The organism is Klebsiella pneumoniae subsp. pneumoniae HS11286, from assembly GCF_000240185.1.
Taxonomy (GTDB): Bacteria; Pseudomonadota; Gammaproteobacteria; order Enterobacterales; family Enterobacteriaceae; genus Klebsiella; species Klebsiella pneumoniae.
In genome coordinates, this window is record NC_016845.1 from 3,223,983 (window position 1) to 3,248,010 (window position 24,028).

Sequence of the window (24,028 nt, forward strand, 5' to 3'; positions counted from 1 at the left end):
GGTGCGCTATTCCAGCCCGAGGCTGTTGCGCAGAATATGCAGACGTTCGTCGTCCCCGTCACGGGCGGCCTGCTGAAGAGATTTGGTTGGCGCGTGGATCAGGCGGTTAGTGAGCTTGCGCGCCAGATCCTGCATAATTTCCTGGGCATCACCGCCCTGCTCCAGCGCGGCCAGCGCTTTCGCCGTCAGCTCCTCACGGACCTGCTCAGACTGAGAACGGTATTCGCGAATGGTCTCGCTGGCGCTCTGCGCGCGCAGCCAGGCCATAAATTCGCTGGTTTCCTGCTCGACGATCGATTCCGCCTGCACCGCGGCAGCCTTACGCTGCGCCAGGTTATGCTGAATGATGTTTTGCAAATCGTCGACGCTGTAGAGGTAGGCGTTAGCCAGTTTGCCGACCTCTGGTTCAACGTCGCGCGGGACGGCGATATCCACCAGCAGCATCGGCTGGTTACGCCGCGCCTTAAGCGCACGCTCCACCATGCCTTTGCCGATGATCGGCAGCGGGCTGGCGGTGGAGCTGATAATGATGTCGGCCTCTTTCAGCCGTTCGTCGATATCGCTGAGGGCTATCACCTCGGCGCCCACTTCCTCCGCCAGCGCCTGGGCGCGTTCACGGGTGCGGTTGGCGATCACCATTTTGCGCACGTGATGTTCGCGAAGATGGCGCGCTACCAGCTCAATGGTTTCACCGGCGCCGACCAGTAACACGGTGACGCTGGAGAGCGATTCAAAGATTTGCCGCGCCAGGGTACAGGCGGCGAAAGCCACAGAGACCGCGCTGGCGCCGATATCGGTTTCGGTACGCACGCGCTTAGCCACTGAAAAGGATTTCTGGAACATCCGCTCCAGCTCGCTGACGTTAAGATGGCCGCGGCTGGAGTCGGCGAAGGCTTTTTTCACCTGGCCGAGGATCTGCGGCTCGCCCAGCACCAGCGAATCGAGGCCGCTGGCGACGCGCATCAGATGGCTGACGGCGTCATTATCCTGATGCCAGTAAAGGCTTTTTCGCAGGTCTTCTTCGTTGAGGCCGTGGTAGTTGCACAGCCAGCGGATCAGCGCTTCCTGCAGGTTATCCTGCTCTTCGACGCTGAGATAGAGTTCCGTGCGGTTGCAGGTCGACAGCACCACCCCACCCTGCACCATCGGCTGAGCCAGCAAGCTCTCCAGCGCCTTATCGAGCGTTTCCGGCGAAAACGTGACGCGTTCTCGCAGGGCGACCGGAGCTGTTTTGTGATTGATGCCAAGAGCTAAAAGGGTCATTGTGAGGGAGTAGTACCAGCGTTGCTAAGGTTAGTCTGAGTGCATCATACAGGATGCGCGTAATCAATAAAAGAGAGGCTCCCCTTTTGGAGTAATAGTTAAAGCAAGACCGCCATTAAGGTTAATTTTTTGATTTCAGACAACTTGAACGTAGACGCTATCGCCCGGCGACGCTAGCATTAAGGGTTATAAATGTAACCTGCTACACAAATCGGCCCGCTGTTCCCTGTCGCCGTTTTTCCCTGTAGACATCAAGGATTTGTCATCATTATGAATCGACTGTTCCGCCTGCTGCCGCTGGCCAGCCTCGTCCTCACCGCCTGTTCTCTTCATACGCCGCAAGGGCCTGGCAAAAGCCCGGATTCGCCGCAGTGGCGTCAGCACCAGCAGGCTGTCCGCAGCCTCAATCAGTTCCAGACCCGCGGGGCGTTTGCCTATCTTTCCGATGAGCAAAAAGTCTATGCCCGCTTCTTCTGGCAGCAAACCGGCCAGGACCGCTATCGCCTGCTGCTGACCAACCCGCTGGGCAGCACCGAGCTGTCGCTGACCGCGCAGCCGGGCAGCGTGCAGCTGATCGATAACAAAGGCCAGACCTATACCGCCACTGATGCCGAAGAGATGATTGGCCGTCTGACCGGGATGCCGATCCCGTTGAACAGCCTGCGCCAGTGGATCATCGGCCTGCCGGGCGACGCCACCGACTATTCGCTGGACGATCGGTACCGTCTGCGTGAACTGAACTATACGCAAAACGGCAAAACCTGGCACGTGACCTACGGCGGCTATACCAGCGATACCCAGCCAGCCCTACCGTCCAATGTCGAGCTGAACAATGGCGCTCAGCGCATCAAGCTGAAGATGGATAACTGGATCGTGAAATGATGACCCGCTGGCCCTCTCCTGCAAAACTGAATCTGTTTTTATATATCACCGGCCAGCGGGCCGATGGTTACCATACCCTGCAAACGCTGTTTCAGTTTCTCGATTACGGCGATACGTTGACCATCGAACCGCGTAGTGACGGCCAACTGCGCCTGCTGACGCCGGTGGCCGGCGTGCCGGACGAGGAGAATCTGATCGTTCGCGCCGCGCGTCTGCTGATGCATGCCGCCAGCGAAAGCGATCGCCTGCCGGCGGGCAGCGGCGCCGATATCAGTATCGATAAGCGCCTGCCGATGGGCGGCGGCCTGGGCGGTGGCTCCTCCAATGCCGCCACCGTGCTGGTGGCGCTCAACCATCTGTGGGGCTGCGGTCTCTCGGAAGATGAGCTGGCGACTCTTGGCCTTCAGCTGGGGGCCGATGTGCCGGTTTTCGTACGCGGCCATGCCGCCTTCGCCGAGGGGGTGGGTGAAATACTGACGCCGGTAGAACCCGAGGAAAAATGGTACCTGGTGGCCCACCCGGGGGTCAGTATTCCGACGCCGATCATTTTTCGCGATCCGGAGCTACCACGAAATACCCCGCGCCGGTCAATTAATACGTTATTAAATTGTGAATTCAGCAACGATTGCGAGCTTATCGCAAGAAAACGTTTTCGCGAGGTTGATGCCGCGCTTTCCTGGCTGTTAGAATATGCGCCGTCACGCCTGACCGGCACAGGGGCCTGTGTGTTTGCTGAATTTAACACCGAATCCGCTGCCCGTCAGGTGCTGGACACTGCCCCGGCATGGCTAAATGGCTTTGTGGCGCGCGGAGTTAACCTTTCGCCGCTCAAGCAGGCCCTGCTCTGAATCCTGCGCCGTGATGGCACATTGATAATGAGTCAGCCGGGGAAATTGAGTTACGGTGACAACGTCACCCTGTTCCAGACGTTGCATCGTGCTCTTTAAATACACCGACTGGATCGAATGGCGCCATCCCGCACATTATTGGCCCATTCATCCACCACTGGACGCATGCCTGAGGTTCTTCTCGTGCCTGATATGAAGCTTTTTGCTGGTAACGCCACCCCGGAACTAGCACAACGTATTGCCAACCGCCTGTACACTTCTCTTGGCGACGCCGCTGTAGGTCGTTTTAGCGACGGCGAAGTCAGCGTACAAATCAATGAAAACGTACGCGGTGGTGATATTTTCATCATCCAGTCCACTTGTGCTCCCACCAATGACAACCTGATGGAACTGGTTGTTATGGTTGATGCTCTGCGTCGTGCTTCGGCAGGTCGTATCACCGCCGTTATCCCTTACTTCGGTTATGCTCGTCAGGACCGTCGTGTTCGTTCTGCTCGTGTGCCAATCACCGCAAAAGTGGTGGCGGATTTTCTGTCCAGCGTCGGCGTTGACCGCGTGCTGACCGTTGACCTGCACGCAGAACAGATCCAGGGCTTCTTCGATGTGCCAGTCGATAACGTGTTCGGCAGCCCAATCCTGCTGGAAGATATGCTGCAGCTGAACCTGGACAACCCGATTGCGGTTTCTCCGGACATCGGCGGCGTCGTGCGTGCCCGCGCTATCGCTAAACTGCTGAATGATACCGATATGGCTATCATCGACAAGCGCCGTCCGCGCGCCAACGTCTCCCAGGTGATGCACATCATCGGCGACGTTGCCGGTCGTGACTGCGTGATGGTCGACGATATGATCGACACCGGCGGCACCCTGTGTAAAGCGGCAGAAGCGCTGAAAGAGCGTGGCGCGAAACGCGTATTCGCTTACGCGACGCACCCAATCTTCTCCGGCAACGCTATCCAGAACATCAAAAACTCTGTCATTGATGAATTTGTCGTCTGCGATACCATTCCGCTGGCACCAGAAATTAAAGCGCTGGATAAAGTGCGTACTCTGACGCTCTCCGGTATGCTGGCTGAAGCTATTCGCCGTATCAGCAATGAAGAATCTATCTCTGCTATGTTCGAACATTAATCGAGCCCAGCACAAAAACCCGCTGCGGCGGGTTTTTTTGTCTCCGCACCTTATTTGTATGATCAATGCCTCCTTCACCTGCCATTTAGTTGACAGATGATGCGCTCATGGATGAAACATTATTGTGAACAGATTATTTTCCTCACATGTGATGCCTTTCCGCGCCCTCATCGACGCTTGTTGGAAAGAAAAGTACACCACCGCCCGCTTCACGCGTGACCTGATCGCCGGGATCACCGTCGGGATCATTGCGATTCCGCTGGCGATGGCGCTGGCGATTGGCAGCGGCGTGCCGCCGCAGTACGGCCTCTATACCTCAGCGGTGGCAGGGATTGTGATCGCCTTGACCGGCGGGTCACGCTTTAGCGTTTCCGGGCCGACCGCCGCCTTTGTGGTGATCCTCTATCCGGTTTCCCAGCAGTTTGGTCTGGCGGGACTGCTGGTGGCGACGCTGATGTCGGGGATCTTTTTAATCCTCTTCGGCCTGGCGCGCTTTGGCCGCCTGATCGAATACATCCCGCTGTCAGTCACCCTCGGCTTCACCTCGGGGATCGGTATCACCATCGGCACCATGCAGATTAAAGATTTCCTCGGCCTGCAGATGCCCCATGTGCCGGAGCATTATCTGCAGAAAGTGGCGGCGCTGGCGATGGCCCTACCGACCATTAACGTTGGCGATGCCGCCATCGGCGTCGTTACTCTTGGCATTCTGATCCTCTGGCCGCGGCTGGGTATCCGCCTGCCGGGCCACCTCCCGGCGCTGCTGGGCGGCTGTGCGGTCATGCTGGTGGTCAACTTGCTCGGCGGCGATGTCGCGACGATCGGCTCGCAGTTCCATTATCAGCTGGCGGACGGCACTCAGGGCAATGGCATTCCGCAGCTGCTGCCGCAGCTGGTATTGCCCTGGGATATGCCGGGCTCAAACTTTACCCTGAGCTGGGCCTCGCTGCAGGCTCTGCTGCCTGCCGCCTTCTCAATGGCGATGCTCGGCGCCATTGAATCTCTGCTGTGCGCGGTGGTGCTTGATGGCATGACCGGCACCAAGCACAAAGCCAATAGCGAGCTGATTGGCCAGGGGCTGGGCAACATTGTCGCGCCGTTCTTCGGCGGGATCACTGCCACCGCGGCGATTGCCCGCTCGGCGGCGAACGTCCGCGCCGGCGCCACATCGCCGGTTGCCGCCGTGATCCACGCCCTGCTGGTGATCCTGGCGCTGCTGATCCTCGCCCCACTGCTCTCCTGGCTGCCACTGTCGGCGATGGCCGCCCTGCTGCTGATGGTGGCATGGAATATGAGCGAGGCGCATAAAGTCATCAATCTGCTGCGCCACGCGCCGAAGGACGACATCGTGGTGATGCTGATGTGCATGTCGCTGACGGTGCTGTTTGACATGGTGATCGCTATCAGCGTCGGGATCGTGCTGGCTTCGCTGTTGTTTATGCGCCGTATCGCACGCATGACTCATCTGGCGCCGGTCAACGTCGAGGTGCCAGACGATGTGCTGGTGCTGCGGGTAATTGGGCCGCTGTTCTTTGCCGCCGCCGAAGGCTTGTTCAACGATCTGGAGACCCGGATCGCCGGCAAGCGCATCGTGGTGCTGAAATGGGACGCGGTGCCGGTTCTCGACGCCGGTGGCCTGGATGCCTTCCAGCGCTTTGTGAACAAGCTGCCGGAAGGCTGTGAATTGCGCGTATCTAACCTCGAGTTTCAGCCGCTACGCACGCTAGCGCGCGCCGGCGTCAAGCCGCTGCCCGGACGCCTGAGCTTCTACCCCGATCGTCAGGCCGCGCTGGCTGACCTGTGATCACCCGGCGGCAGGTCCCTGCGCCTGCCGCATCAAGGATCCGGTCGCCTGCTGCAGCCAGCTCAGCACCGCCGGCGTCATCCAGGTGCCCTTCATCAAATGCGGCTCCTGCTCCATTGCCCGACGAAACTTCTGCAACGTCTGCGGCCGGGTACCGGCGTAGGACTGAAACAGTTCAAGCCACGCCCGGGCCAGCGCCTGACCCGACGCCGAGTCCGGCGCTACGCCCTCCCGGCACGCCTGATGCAGCTTCGCCACCAGCGCAGGCCACTCCTGTAGCCGGTCAAAATAGTGCTGGCGGGTGAACGCCATCTCTTCTTCGTCAAGGTACCGCGCCCAGATGGCCAGTTTGCTTTCGGCAAAGGCCTCGGTGATATAGGCGATGATTGCCGGCGTGACGCCGGTCTGTTCAACCATCTGCGGCTCGGCGGCATGCATCTCGTTCAGGCGGGTCAGAAACTCCGGACGCCCGGCCGTATCCTGCTCCAGGCGCTCCATCCAGCGCGTCGCCAGACGCATCGCCTGCGGACTGTCCGTCGGGCAGCCGCTCGCCATCAGCGTCTGCACCTCCTCCGTTAGCTCGCGCCACGCCTGCGCCCTCTGTTCATCCTGTGCCGCAAACGGCAGCGCGGCTAACTCCTGTTGACTAAACCAACGATCGTACATTTTCATTAACTCCAGCGTCTGTAGCCAGGACTCCAGATCGGGTTCATTGCCGCTCGCCAGCGCCTCGCGCAGCACCAATAGTCGGTCGCGCAGCCTGCCAACATCGCGTAGCTGGGCGTTGAGCATATCTATCTGCTGCGTCAGCAGCTCGGGCAGCGACAGCGTTTGCCGATCGAGATAGTCCTTGATTGTGGCGAGCGTTAGCCCGGCCTGCGCCAGCGCCTTTATCATATGCAGGCGCTGAACCGCGGACAGGTTATAGAGCCGATAGCCCGCCTCGCTTCTGGCCGAAGGCGTTAACAGCCCCGTCTGTTCATAATGATGCAGCGTACGTACCGTCAGTCCGGCACGCTTCGCCAGCTCTCCCACCTGAATTAACATGACTGCTCCTCTCTGTGGCCAGGTCCGCTACTCTGCAGCCTGACGTAACGTCAGGGTCAAGCAAAAACCGCGGTTGCTATTCATTTTTGCTGGCAACCATAGCAGCACGAAGGCCAGGACGGAATGGGGGCGTAATATGGCGGGAAAAAGAGGAAGAGATAAAGTGAGACACAGAAAAGCGCATCGGCCTTCAGCGGCCGATGCGCGAAATCATGCTACGGTTAGCTGTGACGATGCTGGTTACGACGGCAGCGTTTATCGTAGTGGCGCACCCACCAGTAGCGGTCGCTGACCTGCTCGTGGCCGCCAATACGGGCACCGGCCAGCCAGAGCACTGCGCCAACGAAGATGCTTAGGATTGCGCCATGCGCAAAGAATTGTGGCAGGTTAAGCTGCGGAAGCTGGTTCAGAATGGAGTAACCTACCCCCACAACCATCACCACCAACCCTAACCCCATGAGTACGTTACCGAGTAACGAAGCGTTTTTGCGTTTCATGTGTCACCTCCGGACTTTGGGTTGCCAGGGAATGTCCCCAAATCTTATAGGTGTAGTATAGACAAGGTCTCTTCTGCGGAGTGCGTCCACGATCACATTAGTGAACAGCGAATAGACAAAAATTTACAAATAAGTCTATGAACCATATCAAATTCTAATGATTTAGTGGGTAAATCATCAATGCGGGTATTGTCTAATAGCCAGAATTTTGTCAAGCGCGCCCGCAGACAGTACACTACGCGGCAGAGAATGCCCCATGCAGGATAGAAAACGTGACCATTAAACTGATTGTCGGCCTGGCCAACCCCGGTGCGGAATATGCCGCTACCCGGCACAACGCTGGCGCCTGGTATGTGGATTTACTGGCGGATCGCCATCGTGCGCCGCTGCGCGAAGAGAGCAAATTCTTCGGCTACACCTCGCGCATCAACCTGGCGGGCGAGGACGTCCGCCTGCTGGTCCCCACTACCTTTATGAACCTCAGCGGTAAAGCCGTGGCCGCGATGGCGACCTTTTATCGCATCAACCCGGATGAAATTCTGGTCGCCCATGACGAGCTGGATTTACCGCCGGGCGTGGCGAAATTTAAGCTTGGCGGTGGCCATGGCGGCCACAATGGCCTGAAGGATATCATCAGTAAGCTCGGCAATAACCCGAACTTTCACCGTTTACGCGTCGGAATCGGCCATCCGGGCGACAAAAACAAGGTTGTCGGCTTTGTGCTTGGCAAACCACCGGCCAGCGAGCAGAAACTGATCGATGACGCTGTCGACGAAGCGGCGCGCTGTACCGAAATCTGGTTAAAGGACGGGCTGACCAAAGCGACCAACCGTTTGCACGCCTTTAAGGCGCAATAAGCCGTTGTCGTGCGGCATTTTTGCCGCGCACCGTGTATAATAGGCAAAGCTATTCAATTTTCTGCAATCTGTTCCTTGTAACAGATTGATTATCCAAAGATTAAGGTGATTTAAATCATGGGATTCAAATGCGGTATCGTCGGTTTGCCTAACGTCGGCAAATCCACCCTGTTCAATGCGCTCACCAAAGCGGGTATTGAAGCGGCCAACTTCCCCTTCTGTACCATTGAGCCGAACACCGGTGTCGTACCGATGCCCGATCCGCGTCTGGACAAGCTGGCTGAAATCGTCAAACCGCAGCGCATCCTGCCGACCACCATGGAGTTCGTGGATATCGCGGGCCTGGTGAAAGGCGCGTCCAAAGGTGAAGGTCTTGGCAACCAGTTTCTGACCAACATCCGTGAAACCGAAGCCATCGGCCATGTGGTTCGCTGCTTTGAAAACGATAATATTATTCACGTCGCGGGGAAAGTGAACCCGGCGGAAGATATCGACGTTATCAATACCGAACTGGCGCTGTCTGACCTTGATACCTGCGAACGCGCGATTCACCGCGTCTCCAAAAAAGCCAAAGGCGGCGATAAAGACGCGAAGGTTGAGCTGGCCGCGCTGGAAAAATGCCTGCCGCAGCTGGAAAACGCCGGTATGCTGCGTGCGCTGGATCTGACCAAAGAAGAGAAAGAGGCCATCCGCTATCTGAGCTTCCTGACCCTGAAGCCGACCATGTACATCGCGAACGTCAATGAAGACGGTTTCGAGAACAACCCGTACCTCGATCAGGTTCGCGCCATCGCCGAGCAGGAAGGGTCTGTGGTGGTGCCGGTGTGCGCCGCCGTTGAAGCGGACATCGCCGAGCTGGACGATGAAGAGCGTGACGAGTTCATGGCTGAGCTGGGCCTCGAAGAGCCGGGCCTGAACCGCGTGATCCGCGCCGGTTACGCTCTGCTGAACCTGCAGACCTACTTCACCGCGGGCGTGAAAGAAGTTCGCGCATGGACCATCCCGGTGGGAGCGACCGCGCCGCAGGCAGCCGGTAAGATCCACACCGACTTCGAAAAAGGCTTTATCCGCGCGCAGACCATCGCTTATGAAGACTTCATTGCCTACAAAGGCGAACAGGGCGCGAAAGAAGCGGGTAAAATGCGTGCTGAAGGTAAAGACTACATCGTGAAAGATGGCGATGTGATGAACTTCCTGTTCAACGTCTAATCCCACTGGCTGGCGTTTTCGCCGCCACCGCGCAAAAAAAATCCACGCAGCGGCGTGGATTTTTTTTTACCCTAGGCGACACGCTACTCCACAATATGGGTATCTTCTGCCGCCTCGTAGCCATCAACGATCTGCACAATTTTCTTTAACTCAGCCTCAATAAAAGCCGGGGTAGCGCTTTCCCCTGAGGCCGGGTGATGAAGCTCCACCGAGATACCGCTGGCGGCATTGGTCAGCGACAGGCTGATCTCCTGCTGGCCCCGCGAGGACGAAGAACGCCCGATATGCTGCATGATAGCCGCCGCCGCCGCGCGCGTATCAACGTCTGCGAGATGCCCCCATCTCATTTCAACATGCCCCTGCTGCCCTGCCTTTATCACCTGCAGCGTATAGCCGCTTCTTGCCGTTGCCATGCCTTTTCCTCCGATTTAGTTGCCCGGGCGTCACATTATCAGCCCGGTTTTATCAGCCAGGTTCGCGCACCTGCGCCTTGCCGTTAATGACTCTTTTCCACATAGGTCTGCATGTTTTCTTTGGTCACTAACTCAAACGGGATCCAGACATGAGACTCGACCTTTTCTCCTTTAATCAGCTTCAGCGCTACCGCTAAGGCCGTTTTGCCCTGACCGACGGCGTCCTGGAAAACCGTCACCTGAATCTTATCGCTGGCCAGGGCTTTCAGCCCGTCCGGGGTGGCGTCGATCCCGCCGATCAGCAGCTTCTTCTGGCTTTTCTCCAGCGCCATCGCCGCGCCAATCGCCATCTCATCGTTGTTCGCCGCCACAATATCAATCGCTTCTCCGTTGCCCGTCCAGTTCTGCATCAGATCCATGCCCTCGCTGCGGGAATAGTTGGCCGGCTGTTTCTGCACCACTTTCATTGCCGGATACTTGGCCACCACCTGCTCCACATCTTTGGTACGCTGCAGCGCGCCGGCGTCGGTGAGATTGCCGATCATGATGGCGACGTTGCCTTTGTAGTTCGCCAGCTTCGCCAGCGCCTCCATCTGCAATGTGCCAGACTCCCGCTCGTCCGAACCGACAAACACCACGCCGGGCGGTAACGTTTTATCCCCCGGCGTCCGGTTCACATACACCAGCGGCATTTTGGCCTGCTGCGCCATCTTCGTCAGCTGCGGGGTGCTGGCGGAGTCCACCGGGTCGACGATGATCGCGTCCACGCCGGAGGCGATGAAGCTCTGCACCTGATCGGCCTGGCGTCCGGTGTCGCCGCGGGCGTCTTCAAACTGTACGTCGACGTGGCGGGCTTGAGCTTCTTTCTCAATGGACTGGCGGATAATAGTGAGAAAGTTTTGATCGAAGTAGGCCATTGAGACGCCGATCTTCTCTGCTAATGCCGAAGCGGAACTGGCCAGAAGGCCTACTAACAGGATGATTTTACAGTGCTTCATAGTATGCCCTCAGAGATCGAAATAAAATTTTCAATACAACTACAAACGGTATATTTAAATCATTTTCAGACTACGAAGGGCGTTCGGTTCTTGCAATATTGATGTAAAGAAAATGTTGCCATGCGCACACTTTATTTCACCGCCTCACTCACCGAGGGCTCACCGGTTGCGGGGAGCGCAGCGGTCGGCGACGCCGGCTGTTTTCGCTTCAGCAGGGCATACTCCACTATCAGCTGTTGCAGATGCAGCTCCGCGAGGCTTCCCCGCGCGGCTGGCCAGGGTTGATCAACGGGAAGCGCGGCCAGCTGGCGCAGCTGCTCCTCCAGCGGAACAGCGCGGTTAAACGACTGTGTGATGGCAAATACTGCGGTTTTCAGTTCGCTCACCGTCAGGTACTTCCCCTTCTGCTCGTCGAGGGCATTGAGCTGGTCGGCGAGCCGCTGCAGCTGCTGCATGCCCTCCGACCAGCCGGTAAGGTTTTCCGCGGGCAATGCGCCAGCACTCAGCTGCTGCCGCCACTGCTGCGCCAGCGGTTGCGCCTGATCCGGCCAGCGGATCAGGGCCTGGTGGACCAGCTGGTCGCCGTAGCTGACCGCCCAGTCCGGCGCCAGGCGGGCAAGCTCGCCAAGCTGGCGCTGCGTCTGTGGCAGATCAACCGGCCCCGGGGGCGTTGTCGCCGGCAGGCCCGGTATCGGTCCGGCATTTTGGGTGACTGAAATGGGCGGCAAGTCGGACTGACGCAGCGCCAGCCATCCGCCGACGGCGATACCCGTTACCGCCAGCATGGTAACCATCCCGGCGATAAACGGCTTCCAGCGCGGCGCGGCTGCCGGAGTAGACGCCGCCACCGGCGCGGGCCGCTTTGCAGGTGAAGGCGGAGCCAGCGGCTCAGCCTTTGGTCTACGTTTTAGGTCTGGCACTGGCTCAACCTTCGCCGCATCCTCTTCGCTGACCAGAGTGCCGGGAAGTTCCGCGTCAGACACCGCCACCGGCGGCGCGGTGGGAAGCGCTGGCGCAGGGTCGAGGCTCTCGAAGCGAGTTGCCGTGCTGTGCAGTAGCGCCCGCAGGTCGCTCAGCTGGTTTTCAGGAGCGATCTCAAGGCGCTGGAGCACTGCGTCGAAGCTTTGCAGCGAACGTTCAGCCTGCTCAAGCGACTCAACATCCTCTGGGGTAAGATTCAGGGTACGGATCACCTGCCGCAGCCGCTTGCTCAGGGTGCGGAAGATCTCTGTCCGGGCCGGGAGCGCCTGTGGCCACAGGTTTTTCCCCTGACGAACCAGCAGCGACTCCATCAGCGTCAGCCCCTCATTGATCCCTGCCACCCCGCCCAGCCGGGCGCGGGCCAGGGTATACCAGGCGACAGTCTGCAGGTCCGCGCCGTGATGCTCCAACAGCCCGCGGGCAAGCTGCTCGGCATACGGCCAGTTAATATCCGGCCGCGCCGGGTGGCTGAGCTTGTTCATTTCCGCACGCAGGGCCATAAAATCAGCCAGCGTGCGCGGGTCGCCACCGGCTTTATAGTGACGGTCGTGGTGTGTTGTCATCATGATGTCTTTCAGCGAGAGATTAGAGGGCGGAGCGGGCGTCAAGGTACTGCTGACGTTTGAGGTGGCGGATCAACACCCTGCCCTCGGGCATAAACTCCGTGCCGTAACGCACCAGGCCAATATCCTTCAGCTCCGCATCAATGGCATAGCGCAGTTCGCCGGGCGCATGCTGATCGAGCATCACCACCGCGATCCGCTGCAGACGCGGTTCGTATTTCAGCAACACCGCAGACAACGTGCTCATCAGCTGGTGCGCCGACGCTGGCATCCCCTGGAGGATAGCGGTCATATCCGGCAGGCCGTAGTCCGGCAGATGCGCCAGCGTTCCGGCCCGACAGTTGAGGATGCGCTGCATGTTATCGAGCACCGACAGGATGACCTGATCCGTTTCGCTGACGGTATTCAGGTCAAGCCCGCCGGCGAAATTGCCGTACAGGATGTCATACAGGGAGGGACGAGGCATTTTCACTTCTCCTTAAACGGGTGCAGCGTCAGTTGATTTTGGCTGGCTTCGATAATGCGCGGCCTCGCCGGATCAAGTTCGTCCCGGGTGAGTACCAGCCGCCAGCTGTTTTGCGTCAGGTCTGGATCGATAAACATGGCCGCCACCGCCACAAACTGCGCGCTGGTTTCCATGGGCATATCGACGGTCACCGATTCGCCCGGACGCAGGCGAACATCTTTTTCCGCCACCCGGTCCGCCTGCAGCGCCTGGCCATCGCCGGCAAACAGCGACGGGTAGTCAGTATTGTCGAACGCTTGCCGGTCCTTCAGCTGATAAATACGCACCACCGTCGCCAGGGAGGCGCCTTTGGCGTTGTTATTCACGCCTTCCCGGGCGCGAAGATCCAGATGCAGGGTTTTCACCTGGGGGTAAAAAATGGACTGGGTCACGGAAACGGCGCCGTCTTTCACGGTCTGCGTCAGTCCGCAGCCGGTTAAGACGGTAACCATGAGGAATGCCAGCAACCTGGCGGAGGGTTTAACTGCGGTAATCGCCATCTTCATCGCTCTCCCTGCGGTGGATATTTTCCCGGACGCGCTGATAGCGCCCCAGATAAATCGTGACTCTGTCGTCAGCCTGTTTCTGCGCATCCAGCGGACGCAGCACAGCGGTACGGCCGAGCTGGACGGCATGCTCCTGCTGGCAGCAAAGTTGCGCATCCGGCAGTAAATGGCGGGCGACGCAAAGCTGCAGCCGCACGTCAAGATGAGATCCGAGCCAGACGTGCAGAAGCGCCATCAGGTCGCTGAACAGTTCGCCGCCGGGCAGCCAGCCGCGAACCTCATCAGGCTTTTCCGTGGCCAGCTGCAGCAATACCTGACCGTTCACATCCGTGGCGTGGGTTCCCATCACTGGCCTATGTTGCAGGCTAACCGGCTGACGGACGCTCATCGTTAACGGCTGCGACAAGGGGATCCGGCAGGGATCGTGGTGGTACACCGTCGCCCGGGTCCCCGGGGCCAGGAGCGCCACCAGCGCCTCCATGCCTTCCCCGGATCTCCCCGGCAGCATCATCACCGGCAGCAGCGCCAGAAATCGCGACAGCGGCGCTGCGGCAACGGCGGCACATCCCGGTATGCCCAGCCCCGCCAGGCCCAGCAGATACTGCGAGATGTTGTCCGTGCCGCCCGCCCGAAAGGTTGCCGGGTAGGAATATTTGCGCCAGATACGGTAATACTGGGCGATCAGCCGATGGTTAAAGATATCGAGGAAATCCTCGGTGGCCTCGACGCCTTCCCGCCGTTGCGCAATGTCATCGCTATAGTGGGTCGGCAGCGGGGATTCCACGCCGTAGAGTCCCATAAAAGTCACGCGAACCGCCGGCGGACGGGGCGGTTCAGGATCGTCCATTGCACGGATTTCGCCAGCCGGAAAGCCCATCCCCGGATGCGGGCGAAAGCGTATGGGTTCATCACCTACTAGCCAGCCGCTGCCGATGATCGGCGCCTTCGGATGGTTCTTCTCCAGCAACTGGCAGAAGCGGTAAAAATTCATGTACGGCAACTGAGGCCGGAGCTGCGCCATCAGCCGGGCAGGCGCAGACTGTGATTCTCTTTCCACCGGATACATTTCCCTTCAGGTTGAACAATGAGCGTCAGCTGGTTGAACTGATTCATATCGGCATACAGTGCGAAAAAGCGGTTGAGCATATCGCCAAACAGGTGGACATCGCCCGCACCGGTAAATCCGCTACCGTCGAGCGTCACTTCAATATCCAGCCCGCGCAGCAGGAAACCCTGCTCGAAACGCTGAATTCGGTGATGGCTGACCGCCAGAATGGCGTCCAGACGGCGATTATTGAGCTCATCCTCCCGCCAGTTGTAGAGCGACAGCGTGCCGCGCAGCACCTCGGCGCTGCTCATCATGTTGAGAAAACGGGTGCCCAGATGGCTCATGACCCGCCAGTGGTAGCGGTCTTCCGCCGGGGGATAGGCCGGCAGCGTGGGCTTACAGAGATTGCGGACGGTAAGCGGCGTGGCTGATATCGACTCACAGCGATCCAGCAGCGTGCTCTGTAGCGCCCGGCGCGGCAGCTGGCCGTTAGTGCCGGTGATGCGCAAGGAGACCGTTTCCCGCGCCAGCTCCCGGTCAGCCTCCCATTGCTGTCCGCCGAGGATAAGCCAGGTATCGTGCATGCCGGTTACGCCCCGTTTTACGCGGGTGTGGTAGTAGCGCTCCGGCGCATGGCGACGCATCATTCCCCCCTGGTGACGAAAGCGGGTGAAAGGCACATAGCGTGCCTCCCCGGTGCGCCCGGAGCCGGTCACGCTGTCAACAGAATAGATTTCGGTATGCCCGTCCTGCAGGCGCTTCGGACGCAGGAGGTATTCGTTCTCCAGGCCGCTGATGGTCAACGGATCGGCCTCAAGGGTAAACAGGTTAATCACCGGCACACAGTGCAGGCGTAGGCTGCTTGCGCTGACGGGTAAATCACTTTGCCAGACCTCGCTGAACACCACCTCAAGCGTGAAATGCGATATCCCCGCCGGCAGGGTGATGTTTTCCAGGCCATTTAGCTGCACGAACATAAATTTTTCGCGAAAGGTGAAATACTCGAGCAGCAGCTGATAGCCGCTGAAAGCACTCTCCCCCTTCGGCCATAAACGATCCTCCTCGCTGAATCCCCCCGGGGAAAAATAGCCGTCGAGGCTTACCCGCTCTGTCTGACCCGGCAGACGCAGGTACAGCGCGGCCTGGCGTCGGGTCAGCCACAGATGGAGGGCGCTGCCGGTAACAGCGTCTTCCCCCAGGTACAGCGCCAGGTGGCGGAGATCGGTCTGCGACCAGTCAGCCAGCTCGCTACAGGCGAATCGTAGTCGCAGGGCCGAACGTCCGTCCGGCTCCGCCGTCATCACCGCCTCCTCTATCGCCAGCGGGTTAAGCGTCAGATCGCGGGTGGTTCGGTACCGGCACACGGTATTTTTCGGCCCCAGTGGGCGGGAGCTAATCTCAAACCCGGCGGGCACCGTTTCCGCTATCTTCATCGCCGGCAGCGTTGGGGTCAGCGCCACGATCGATAGCGATGGAATAGTGCGCAAATAGTGCGGCCACAGCATGCTGACCAGCCCCTCGGTCAGCTCCGGCAGATCATCATCAATTTTTTCGCGCAAGCGACCTACGGAAAAGGCAAAGCCTTCAAACAGGCGCTCTACATAAGGGTCCGGCGTACCGGCTTTATCGAGATCCAGCATCGCCGCCCGATCGGGGTGAGCCTGCGCGAACGCTTTTGCCGCCTCGCGCAGGTAGCGCATTTCAGCATCAAAATATCGCAGGGTTAAATCGTCCATTATGAATATTCCCTTATTCGTCTACAGGGAGACACGCAGCATGGCTGCGCGGTCAGATTAGTTGGCCGTCGGGCGGCCATGAGCGAAGGAGGCCTGGCGTTGCAGGTCAACGCCAATCAGTGAGGGAGAAGGTTCAGTATCCCTCTTCGCCGGGTATATCGTCGGTCAGCGGAACACGTTCAGCAGACGCGCGCACGCTGAATATCGTCTCCGGTAGCGTAAAGTTTCGCAGCGCCAGCAGCGCCAGCGGTCCTTCCCCCGCCTCGGTACGCAGCGTGTAGTTCAGCAACAGACCATCCGGCGCTTTCCAGCTCAGGCTCCAGCTGCTGCTCGTTCCGGGATAAGCGCTGACCACCGCCTTATCCAGCAGACGGATCCACCCCCAGGCGCCCGGGAAATCGCCATACTGGCGGGTGCCCGCCCGGGTACTGACCCAGCTCAGACTGGCGCCCGGCGCTTCGGTGTCAGCGGGCCAGCTGAACCGCCGCCAGACCGGCATCTGGTTCATATAGACAAGTTTCTGACTGTCGATGACCAGCTCCGTCTGCATCACGCCGTCCGCGGTGCCGGGACGTAGCGCAAAATGCAATCCCGCTTCGCCGTTGGCGAACGCGACGTCAGAGAGATGACTCAGGGTATTCATCGCCTGCAGAAAGGCCGGGTTAAACGTCAGCCCCTGGGCATTGATACTGTCCGCCATCCAGCGGCTCCCCTCTTTATGCAGTACGCCGTTCAGCCGGGTCTGCAGAAAGCGGGCGATGCGCCCGGTCTCGCTGTTGAGGTATTTTGCCAGCAGCGGCAGAGAGACTTCACTGCTGGTATTTTTAAAGGGGTAGCGACCGCCAAAAGCGCTATTCCAGTCCTCCACCACCGCGCTGCGCCACTGGGCGTTGAGACTTTCCGCCGCCGGGGTCAGCACCTGCTGCCAGGCCTGTTCCATCGGGCGAACAAACAGCGTTTGCCCAAATCCACTCCACTCCTGGCCCAGCCCCGCCGCCACCAGGCTGCCGTAGTCGCGCGTTTCGGTTAAATCCACGGCCTTGCCCTGGAATACCGTCTGCGCAAGCAGGCGGGTCATCGCCTGCGGATCGGTGGCGTTGGTGACCTGCTGCAGGCGCAGACGCACCTGGGTGACGCGGGTCAGGAAGGTCTGCAGGCTAAGACGGCTGGTGGGGGTCCCGCCGTCGCGATTGTCCAGCAGCGCCAGTACGGGGCCGAAGGTGGCATCCAGAGGACCGCGCGCGCCGGACCGTTGATCGATGACGGGCGGGTTGTCACGGTTGAACAGCTGCCTGGCCGATTTGACCAGCGAATCGGCGATGGCTTCCCCGGTCTGGCCGGTTCGCCCCTGCACGCTCAGGGTGTTCATCAGCGCCACCAGCGGCGACTGGCGCACATCGGCCATCAGGGTCAGCTGGTCGATAGCATCGGAGAGGGTCGCCGCGCGCTGCCAGCGCAGACTGTTGAGGAAATCCAGCCAGGCGCCGCTGAAATCAGCGAAATAACGCTCCGCCAGCCTGGCTCGCAGAGCTTCCGGCGACGTCGACTGCGCGGCAGTCTGCTTCGTATCGCTCAGCACCCAGTCCATTTCATCGCGGCGTTCCGCGACCACTTTCTCAATGGCCGGCTGCACGGCCTGCTCCCAGGCCTGACGGGTAAACATTCCCGGCACCACCTCATCAGTGCTGAACAGACGCGAAGCATCGGTGTCGGCAGTCATATCCGCCAGGCGCATATCGGCATACTGATTCGCCACCTGCGCGAGCATCTTCTGGTAAAGCGTGGACTCACTGTTGCGCTGGCCCAGTTGGCGAATTAACCGTGTGCGCACCTGGCTGACCAGACCGTCATCGACAGGCAGACGCCACTGCGGATGCGATGCCAGGCTGGCGGCATAAAATGCCAGCAGCGAAGGGCCGCTGCCCTGCCAGACGGCGTCGGCGATGCCTGAGCGCTGCGGCCAGTCCTGCATTAGCGTAGTGGCGAACCACGCGGCGTCCATTTTTTCCGGGCGGGTCAACATCAGATATTGTTTCAGTTGTCCGTAAGCGGTCTTCGTCATCTTCTCACGCAGTGGGCTGTCCGGCGGCAGCTGCACGAAGGCGGTGAGCTGCTCTTCCAGATGATGCGCCGCCGCATCGCGCAGCAGCGGTTGCGCCATCTCCCCGTAGCGCGGGAACAGCGCCGCCAGCAGGTCATCGTTCTGACTGAGGCCAGCGCGGAGGTACCACGGCGCTCCGTGCTGCGAGCGGTATTCCAGTTGAGAAAGCGTTTTCTGTAACGCGGAGAGCGCATACAGGCGTACGGCCAGCGGCTGTTTTCCCGCCGAGGCCTGCTGCACCTGCTGCTGTGCGATCGCCACCAGGTGGCGGTTGGAGATAAAAGAGACTGTCATTGAGGCGGCCCAGAGTAACATCAGGGCGGCGGCGGCCACGCTCATCCCACGCATCCAGTTGACTCCCTGTTTGCGCGGACGTAGACCGGCTGGCAACCACAGCACTGAGTCTGGTATCGTTTCCCAGCGGTTATCCCGTCCCCAGTGATGACGGACACTGCGACCAGCCTCTACTGACGCCTCACTAAATACCACCCCGGCCAGCGGCTGCGGGCGGTAAGGATTAAGCAATACCGATAACGGCTCCGTCACCGTTTCCGGTTTACGGGTCAACTGATCGGCCAGCGCGAGTAAAAAATTGTGCTGTGGTTGCCCGCATATCTGCTGGATGCCCTGCTCTATCAGTAACGACGCCAGGGCAGTGAACTGTTCGGCAACTATTTGCGGCGTACAACCTGCAGGTAACAGGCAGCCTACAGGCTGAGTGATACGTCCATTTTTTTCGTTGCCCCCCTCATACAGCGACCAGACGTATAGGGGTAGTTTCCAGCCAAGAGCTTCGAAGCGTAGCTTTAGAGAGTGAGACACACTGTCCATTTCATCTGGCGTGAGCCTGGGCTTCGTTCTGTTCATCGTTGTCAAAACGCCGTCAAAGCCCGATGTTACCCACACCATACCATCAGCCGGGCGATAACGCAGTTTACGCAGCGCTGTGAACCAGGCGTTATCTACCGCTGCCCCAGGGTCTCCACCCCACAGCAATAATGTACCCTGATCTTCCTGCCAGAGTTCCTGCGTGAGCTTTGGGGTCAGTTGTTCTACGTCTCTGACTGAGCCAATTATCAGCAGAATACGGACTTTGCGGGACCAGGCGCGTCCATACTGATAGCGTAGAGTCTGGCGAATTTCCCCCACCGTAATATGATGGGGAGGTGTCAGCGCCACGCGCCCTTCTTCGCCGGGTAAGACGCTGTCCTGCTGCGACTGCCGGCGATATAAACTCTCCTTCACACGGCGGGACATTGCAGGAAGGTAAAAAACAAATACCAACGCCATACAGACCTGGACAAACGCCAGTACCTGCTCGCCCCGCGTATTGATATTCAGCATGCCGCCATAGCGGGTGATCCCCCACCATATTGCAGCCATCCCGGCCAACGTAAGCCCGGCCAGGCCAAACCGGCCCAGGCCATTACCCGGTATATTCATCTTCACTCCCTGGGGTGATGGTACTGATAAAATGTTCCTGTTCGCTGGAAAATAACGCCAGCAGGGGCTGTTTACGGAGGCTGACCAGATCGGCTGCCAGCGCGGTCAGGAGCCAGGGCGCTGCGGGTCCCGGAATACCGCACCATTTTTCCAGCAGCGCGATATCTTCAGCTTTCCATGGGGTATGCATTTTGCCGCCCTGCGTGATAAGCGCGGCGCTTCTTTCCGTCCATTTTTTTGCGTCCCCGATAACGGAGGGCGTCTGGCAGGCGACAGTCTGGGTTTCCAGAAACAGGGTGATATCGTCTTCAAAGTTCGTCATATCTAAGGGCATAGGACGTAACAGCCGTGATGAGTGCGGCAGATGGTATTTTTGCGCCACATCATCGCTGGTCAGCAGCAGCACGGCCAGCCCGTCGGAGTATGCTGTACCACCGTTGAGCTGGATGACCAGGAGTAAATTGACCGTCAGTACAGGCTGCTTCAGGCGCTCCTCCACTTCCGACAGTGAGAATGAGCCGGTAACGGTAATATCATCAGGCACGGCGCGGCCAGGAATGTGTTCTTTCCAGAGATTACTGAAACTGCTGGTCAGCTCAGGCGAGGGATTATCCGTGATCAGGGTGACATACAGCGGTAGCTCTTCCGGCAGGCACTGCACGCGCTCTTCTATACTGGTCAGCAGCGCATGCATCGCACTCAGCTGCACGGGCTCTTCTGCCGGAAGGTAATTAATCCGGCGGGTAAGTCCGTATTGCTGAGGCCGCTCACTCCCCCAATGCGCCGCAGAAATATGATCCGGCAACAGCACTGCACTGCCCAGAACGGCCAGCCAGCGCCCTGCCCAGTCTTCCCACCTCTGCTGTCCGTATTCCGCCTCTTTCAGCAAGAACTGATGCGCTTTCAGATCCCTGTCCCACAGATAGCAACGCAGGCAAAAAATCAGCAACCAGCATCCTGCAGGCATCAGGGATACCCACCAGATATTTATCACTGAGAGAATTTTTACGGTGCCGGAAGCATGGAGGGTAAAGAGCAGGACACCGATAATCGCCATCAGTACACCGGCAAACAGCCATCGGGTCAGTGAAGGAGCCGATGGCTGCTCCATGGTCAATGCTTTTGTTCGTACCCAGCCCATTTTTTATCCTATCGCGCATTCCGGCGCGCCGGAAATCACCTGGCAACCGCACTGACATTTGCAGCCATCGACCACGATGGCTTTACCATCGGAAGACCATTCCGGCGCTCCCTCAATAATGGCATTAGTGCCATGTCCCGGAATCGGGCAGCTGACTTTATCCCCCACCAGCGCTACGGGCTTTCCATTTACAATCATGGTGGAGGATGCGGAAATAACAGCACCGCCGTGCGTGGTTTTATCGCCGAGTAATACAAAACCTTTGGACATTGAATTTCCTTTTATATATCAGCGATACAGTAATTATTAATTAGAATACTCAATCGCATCTATTTCAACCTAAAGAGTGAGGCAATAACATTTAATAACAGATAAAAACCGGCGACTCCTGTCAAAGGAAGAATAATAAACATAAAATAATATCTGGAATATCTGCACACCTCTCTTTACTTAATACATACTTCTTCCCCCAGGTGATATCCCCTACATTAATAATTTTTCACTTCGAACGCCAATTGCCAGACGACCTTATACTCGCGAAAGTCGCCTTAATTTCTATTGCATGCTCTATACAATAAAAAATACACTAACAACAAAATAATCAGAATTATAAGGAAATAAAACAGACATTTTCTGATTAGGTGGCAACAGTGGGTATACCTCGCTAATATGACGATTATTGCTCCCTATCATTTTGCGTTCGCCATAACCTATGGGAAATCCAAAGCGTTCGCGCATCCATCGCTGCGTCATTACTGGCTCAAGACTAAAAGGCAGCGGATTAGGAAATAACCAAGCCGTTTTTTTCATCTTCTAACCACAAAGTCACTTCCTCAAGATTTTTTCTGGTTATTTATAAAAGATGAAAATATTCCTTCTCACCTCATATCCAGCCTGAAAATATCATCACTAACAGTAATCGTTGGTTTTATTTTGTAGGGAATTAAACCTTGTTCATAAATATCCTGATAAGGTTTACCTAATTGCTTCACAAGTGTTCGATATCAATATTCATTTGCCACCAAGTCGCTTTTTCTCCAGCGCAATATGAATCTCCTTTGCTCGCTCCAGTGGATAAAAAGTCACGGTTTCTGAAAATAAATCCTTGTTATAGGTAAATCCGACAGAACTATTTTGATGAGGCATAGGTAAGGTATATATCTCTTCCCCCCCTATAAGCAGTCATAACAATTTTTGCTTCAACGTAAACCATCGGAAATCCTAGATAAGCCCGCACCCACTGGTGAATCATAACTCGTTCCAGACCAAACGGCATAGGATTAGGAAACAGCCAGTCAGTTTTGGCTTCATCTTCAAACCTTAACATCTCTTCTTTCAGATTTTTAATGAGCACCACTTTTTTCCGTTGACAATCATCGTTGATGACGATGAAATAATTTCACTACTGTACATGATTTTACCATGCATTAGAAAAAAACCTTATATGTTGAACGCCACCGATTTTTTAAAATAAGATATAGCATCACACATTATTTATTAACGACACAACGAAATACATACTGCGGACCAACACCATATTTTTCATAGTCACCATCAACTTCTTCTGGGAGTGGTGAAGCAGATTGTCTAAACATAGTCAATGCGTACTGTCTGTCGCCGCCAACATTCCCACGCAACACTTTCTTGGTCCCTTGCTCTGGTCCCTGAGGATTCTTTACCGGAGAGTGGGAGTAATAATCTTCTGCATACCAGTCATTGGTCCATTCTGAACCACTCAGTCCCATATCATACAGGCCTAAGGGATTTGATGGGTATTTACCTACTGGATAAATGGGAAGCCCCATCCCATCAGTGTATTTATTCAGTTCATCCTGGCTGGGGACATTTTTTCCTGGTGAAAACTCACCATTGTTAGTAGCAAACGGAAGATACTGACCTCTGGATCTTGCTGCAAACTCCCATTGTGCCTCTGTCGGCAAATCAATTTTTTTACCGGATTTTTTACCTAACCACTGACAATAATCTTTTGCCTGTTGCCAGATAACACCTGCAGGATAATCCCCCTTTAGCAGAGAAGGATGACGTTTTGCCAGTATATCCACAGGTGGATTTTTTTATCTGTTACTTTCAAATAAACATTAAAATCATCGTTGGTGACTTTATATTTTGATATCGAAAAATCACTTAAAATAACCTTATGTAAAGTTTTATCATCCTGTTGTATGCTGAAAAGTAATTTTTCACCAACTAATGGACCAAAATCACCCATTAAAAACTCACCACCCTGAACAGGGACCATATTAGAGACCGATTTATCCACAAGTGCTTTAGCTGCTTTTTCACTCCCGGTGGTATTTCCCTGATCGCACCCGAGCAGTAAACTGGCGGCAACAGAAGCAACTACGATTAATTTTATCATCTTATCACCTCAGCCATTGCATCAGGCAGTCATTATCCCCGTCGGGTGCTGGTCATCAATCATGGCAAGATATTCTGACATCAGGAAATCCGGCGTAGATTAAATATCCTATCCGGTTCAGCCGAATATTCGTTGAGCATTCTGATTCGGTTAAAATAAGAGATAGCATCACACATTATTTATTAACGACACAACGAAAGACATACTGCGGGCCAACACCATATTTTTCATAGTCATCGTCTTTATCGATCTTCGGAACTGGCAATTTTGATTGCCTGAACATGGTTAAAGCGTACTGTCTGTCGCCGCCAATATATCCACGCAGGACTTTTTTAGTACCCTGCGCAGGTCCCTGGGGATCGTTTACCGGAGAATGAGAGTAATAATCTGACGCATACCAGTCATTGGTCCATTCTGAGCCACTAAGTCCCATGTCATACAGACCCAGGGGATTTGGGGGATATTTGCCTACTGGGTAAAATGGGAAACCAAAACCATCTGTATATTTATCTAATTCATCTTTACCCGGAACATTTTTTCCAGGTAAATACTCACCATTATTTGTTGGAAACTGAAAATATTGACCTCTGGATCTTGCTGCATATTCCCATTGCGCCTCTGTTGGTAAATCAATCTTGTTACCAGACTCCTTACCTAACCACTGACAATAGTCTT

Annotated in this window: 27 protein-coding genes and 1 other annotated feature; of the genes, 6 read left to right on the forward strand and 21 right to left on the reverse strand. The window is 56.8% G+C overall.

Translation table 11 applies throughout. From position 1 onward, the window contains the following. Positions 1-6 precede the first annotated feature (6 nt). Positions 7-1,263: a glutamyl-tRNA reductase gene (locus tag KPHS_32340; RefSeq protein YP_005227534.1), complete on the reverse strand. Its 1,257-nt coding sequence runs from the start codon at positions 1,261-1,263 to the stop codon at positions 7-9. Between the two features lie 270 nt (positions 1,264-1,533). On the opposite strand from KPHS_32340, the gene KPHS_32350 reads away from it, so the two are divergent. The 4 genes from KPHS_32350 (at position 1,534) to KPHS_32380 (ending at position 5,928) form a co-directional block, all read left to right on the forward strand. Next, positions 1,534-2,145: an outer membrane lipoprotein LolB gene (locus KPHS_32350; RefSeq protein YP_005227535.1), complete on the forward strand. Its 612-nt coding sequence runs from the start codon at positions 1,534-1,536 to the stop codon at positions 2,143-2,145. Next, complete coding sequence (locus KPHS_32360; RefSeq protein YP_005227536.1) at positions 2,145-2,993, forward strand: 4-diphosphocytidyl-2-C-methyl-D-erythritol kinase; 849 nt, start codon at positions 2,145-2,147, stop codon at positions 2,991-2,993. The genes KPHS_32350 and KPHS_32360 overlap by 1 nt, the downstream gene beginning before the upstream one ends. A gap of 183 nt (positions 2,994-3,176) precedes the next feature. Continuing rightward, positions 3,177-4,124 carry a ribose-phosphate pyrophosphokinase gene (locus KPHS_32370; RefSeq protein ID YP_005227537.1) on the forward strand — a complete coding sequence of 316 codons (948 nt, stop codon included), beginning with the start codon at positions 3,177-3,179 and terminating at the stop codon, positions 4,122-4,124. A gap of 124 nt (positions 4,125-4,248) precedes the next feature. After that, entirely contained in the window at positions 4,249-5,928 is a 1,680-nt protein-coding gene (locus KPHS_32380; RefSeq protein ID YP_005227538.1) for a putative sulfate transporter, read from the forward strand. Here the strand turns inward: KPHS_32380 and KPHS_32390 are convergent, their stop codons facing one another. Together KPHS_32390 and KPHS_32400 are read right to left on the reverse strand one after the other, a co-directional pair. Beyond that, the gene (locus tag KPHS_32390; RefSeq protein YP_005227539.1) at positions 5,929-6,975 is read right to left on the reverse strand and encodes a putative albicidin resistance protein; all 1,047 of its coding nucleotides are present in this window, start codon (positions 6,973-6,975) and stop codon (positions 5,929-5,931) included. Between the two features lie 221 nt (positions 6,976-7,196). After that, positions 7,197-7,472: a stress-induced protein YchH gene (locus KPHS_32400; protein YP_005227540.1), complete on the reverse strand. Its 276-nt coding sequence runs from the start codon at positions 7,470-7,472 to the stop codon at positions 7,197-7,199. Positions 7,473-7,744: 272 nt separating this feature from the next. Here KPHS_32400 and KPHS_32410 point away from each other — a divergent pair, with 272 nt between their 5' ends. Both KPHS_32410 and KPHS_32420 read left to right on the forward strand, forming a co-directional pair. Then, positions 7,745-8,329 carry a peptidyl-tRNA hydrolase gene (locus KPHS_32410; protein YP_005227541.1) on the forward strand — a complete coding sequence of 195 codons (585 nt, stop codon included), beginning with the start codon at positions 7,745-7,747 and terminating at the stop codon, positions 8,327-8,329. A 117-nt stretch (positions 8,330-8,446) separates the two neighbouring features. Continuing rightward, complete coding sequence (locus tag KPHS_32420) at positions 8,447-9,538, forward strand: translation-associated GTPase (RefSeq protein ID YP_005227542.1); 1,092 nt, start codon at positions 8,447-8,449, stop codon at positions 9,536-9,538. An 83-nt stretch (positions 9,539-9,621) separates the two neighbouring features. Here the strand turns inward: KPHS_32420 and KPHS_32430 are convergent, their stop codons facing one another. The 18 genes from KPHS_32430 to KPHS_32590 all read right to left on the reverse strand — a co-directional run bounded on the left by KPHS_32430 (position 9,622) and on the right by KPHS_32590 (position 23,986). Beyond that, the gene (locus tag KPHS_32430) at positions 9,622-9,951 is read right to left on the reverse strand and encodes a DUF1869 domain-containing protein (protein YP_005227543.1); all 330 of its coding nucleotides are present in this window, start codon (positions 9,949-9,951) and stop codon (positions 9,622-9,624) included. An 83-nt stretch (positions 9,952-10,034) separates the two neighbouring features. After that, positions 10,035-10,949, reverse strand: coding sequence for a putative periplasmic sugar-binding protein (locus KPHS_32440; protein ID YP_005227544.1), 915 nt, complete (start codon positions 10,947-10,949; stop codon positions 10,035-10,037). Positions 10,950-11,080: 131 nt separating this feature from the next. After that, positions 11,081-12,496, reverse strand: coding sequence for a type VI secretion system ImpA family N-terminal domain-containing protein (locus KPHS_32450; RefSeq protein YP_005227545.1), 1,416 nt, complete (start codon positions 12,494-12,496; stop codon positions 11,081-11,083). A gap of 19 nt (positions 12,497-12,515) precedes the next feature. After that, complete coding sequence (locus KPHS_32460) at positions 12,516-12,959, reverse strand: type VI secretion system lysozyme-like protein (RefSeq protein YP_005227546.1); 444 nt, start codon at positions 12,957-12,959, stop codon at positions 12,516-12,518. A gap of 2 nt (positions 12,960-12,961) precedes the next feature. Next, positions 12,962-13,450, reverse strand: a complete 489-nt coding sequence (locus tag KPHS_32470; RefSeq protein YP_005227547.1) for a type VI secretion system lipoprotein TssJ — start codon at positions 13,448-13,450, stop codon at positions 12,962-12,964. A 28-nt stretch (positions 13,451-13,478) separates the two neighbouring features. Further along, positions 13,479-14,495 (reverse strand): type VI secretion system baseplate subunit TssG, encoded by a 1,017-nt coding sequence (locus KPHS_32480; protein ID YP_005227548.1) that lies wholly within the window; start codon positions 14,493-14,495, stop codon positions 13,479-13,481. 29 nt (positions 14,496-14,524) lie between these two features. Further along, complete coding sequence (locus KPHS_32490) at positions 14,525-16,288, reverse strand: type VI secretion system baseplate subunit TssF (RefSeq protein YP_005227549.1); 1,764 nt, start codon at positions 16,286-16,288, stop codon at positions 14,525-14,527. A 133-nt stretch (positions 16,289-16,421) separates the two neighbouring features. Beyond that, the gene (locus KPHS_32500; protein YP_005227550.1) at positions 16,422-19,832 is read right to left on the reverse strand and encodes a type VI secretion protein VasK; all 3,411 of its coding nucleotides are present in this window, start codon (positions 19,830-19,832) and stop codon (positions 16,422-16,424) included. After that, entirely contained in the window at positions 19,816-20,973 is a 1,158-nt protein-coding gene (locus tag KPHS_32510) for a hypothetical protein (protein ID YP_005227551.1), read from the reverse strand. The genes KPHS_32500 and KPHS_32510 overlap by 17 nt, the downstream gene beginning before the upstream one ends. A gap of 3 nt (positions 20,974-20,976) precedes the next feature. After that, positions 20,977-21,243, reverse strand: a complete 267-nt coding sequence (locus tag KPHS_32520) for a PAAR domain-containing protein (RefSeq protein ID YP_005227552.1) — start codon at positions 21,241-21,243, stop codon at positions 20,977-20,979. A gap of 297 nt (positions 21,244-21,540) precedes the next feature. Beyond that, positions 21,541-21,783 carry a hypothetical protein gene (locus tag KPHS_32530; protein YP_005227553.1) on the reverse strand — a complete coding sequence of 81 codons (243 nt, stop codon included), beginning with the start codon at positions 21,781-21,783 and terminating at the stop codon, positions 21,541-21,543. A 68-nt stretch (positions 21,784-21,851) separates the two neighbouring features. Continuing rightward, on the reverse strand, positions 21,852-21,965 hold the full coding sequence (locus KPHS_32540) for a hypothetical protein (protein ID YP_005227554.1): 114 nt from the start codon (positions 21,963-21,965) through the stop codon (positions 21,852-21,854). Positions 21,966-21,984: 19 nt separating this feature from the next. Beyond that, positions 21,985-22,119, reverse strand: coding sequence for a hypothetical protein (locus KPHS_32550; RefSeq protein YP_005227555.1), 135 nt, complete (start codon positions 22,117-22,119; stop codon positions 21,985-21,987). Beyond that, positions 22,103-22,330 (reverse strand): hypothetical protein, encoded by a 228-nt coding sequence (locus KPHS_32560; protein ID YP_005227556.1) that lies wholly within the window; start codon positions 22,328-22,330, stop codon positions 22,103-22,105. The genes KPHS_32550 and KPHS_32560 overlap by 17 nt, the downstream gene beginning before the upstream one ends. Before the next feature lie 133 nt (positions 22,331-22,463). Next, complete coding sequence (locus KPHS_32570) at positions 22,464-23,036, reverse strand: sulfatase modifying factor 1 (RefSeq protein ID YP_005227557.1); 573 nt, start codon at positions 23,034-23,036, stop codon at positions 22,464-22,466. Next, positions 22,464-23,353, reverse strand: a sequence feature (potential frameshift: common BLAST hit: gi|238895322|ref|YP_002920057.1| sulfatase modifying factor 1 precursor-like protein). (Overlaps the previous gene by 573 nt.) Then, entirely contained in the window at positions 23,000-23,353 is a 354-nt protein-coding gene (locus KPHS_32580) for a sulfatase modifying factor 1 (RefSeq protein ID YP_005227558.1), read from the reverse strand. (Overlaps the previous feature by 354 nt.) Before KPHS_32580 ends, KPHS_32570 begins: the two co-directional genes overlap by 37 nt. A gap of 175 nt (positions 23,354-23,528) precedes the next feature. After that, the gene (locus KPHS_32600) at positions 23,529-23,786 is read right to left on the reverse strand and encodes a hypothetical protein (protein ID YP_005227559.1); all 258 of its coding nucleotides are present in this window, start codon (positions 23,784-23,786) and stop codon (positions 23,529-23,531) included. Between the two features lie 77 nt (positions 23,787-23,863). Continuing rightward, positions 23,864-23,986, reverse strand: coding sequence for a hypothetical protein (locus KPHS_32590; RefSeq protein ID YP_005227560.1), 123 nt, complete (start codon positions 23,984-23,986; stop codon positions 23,864-23,866). Positions 23,987-24,028: the final 42 nt, after the last annotated feature.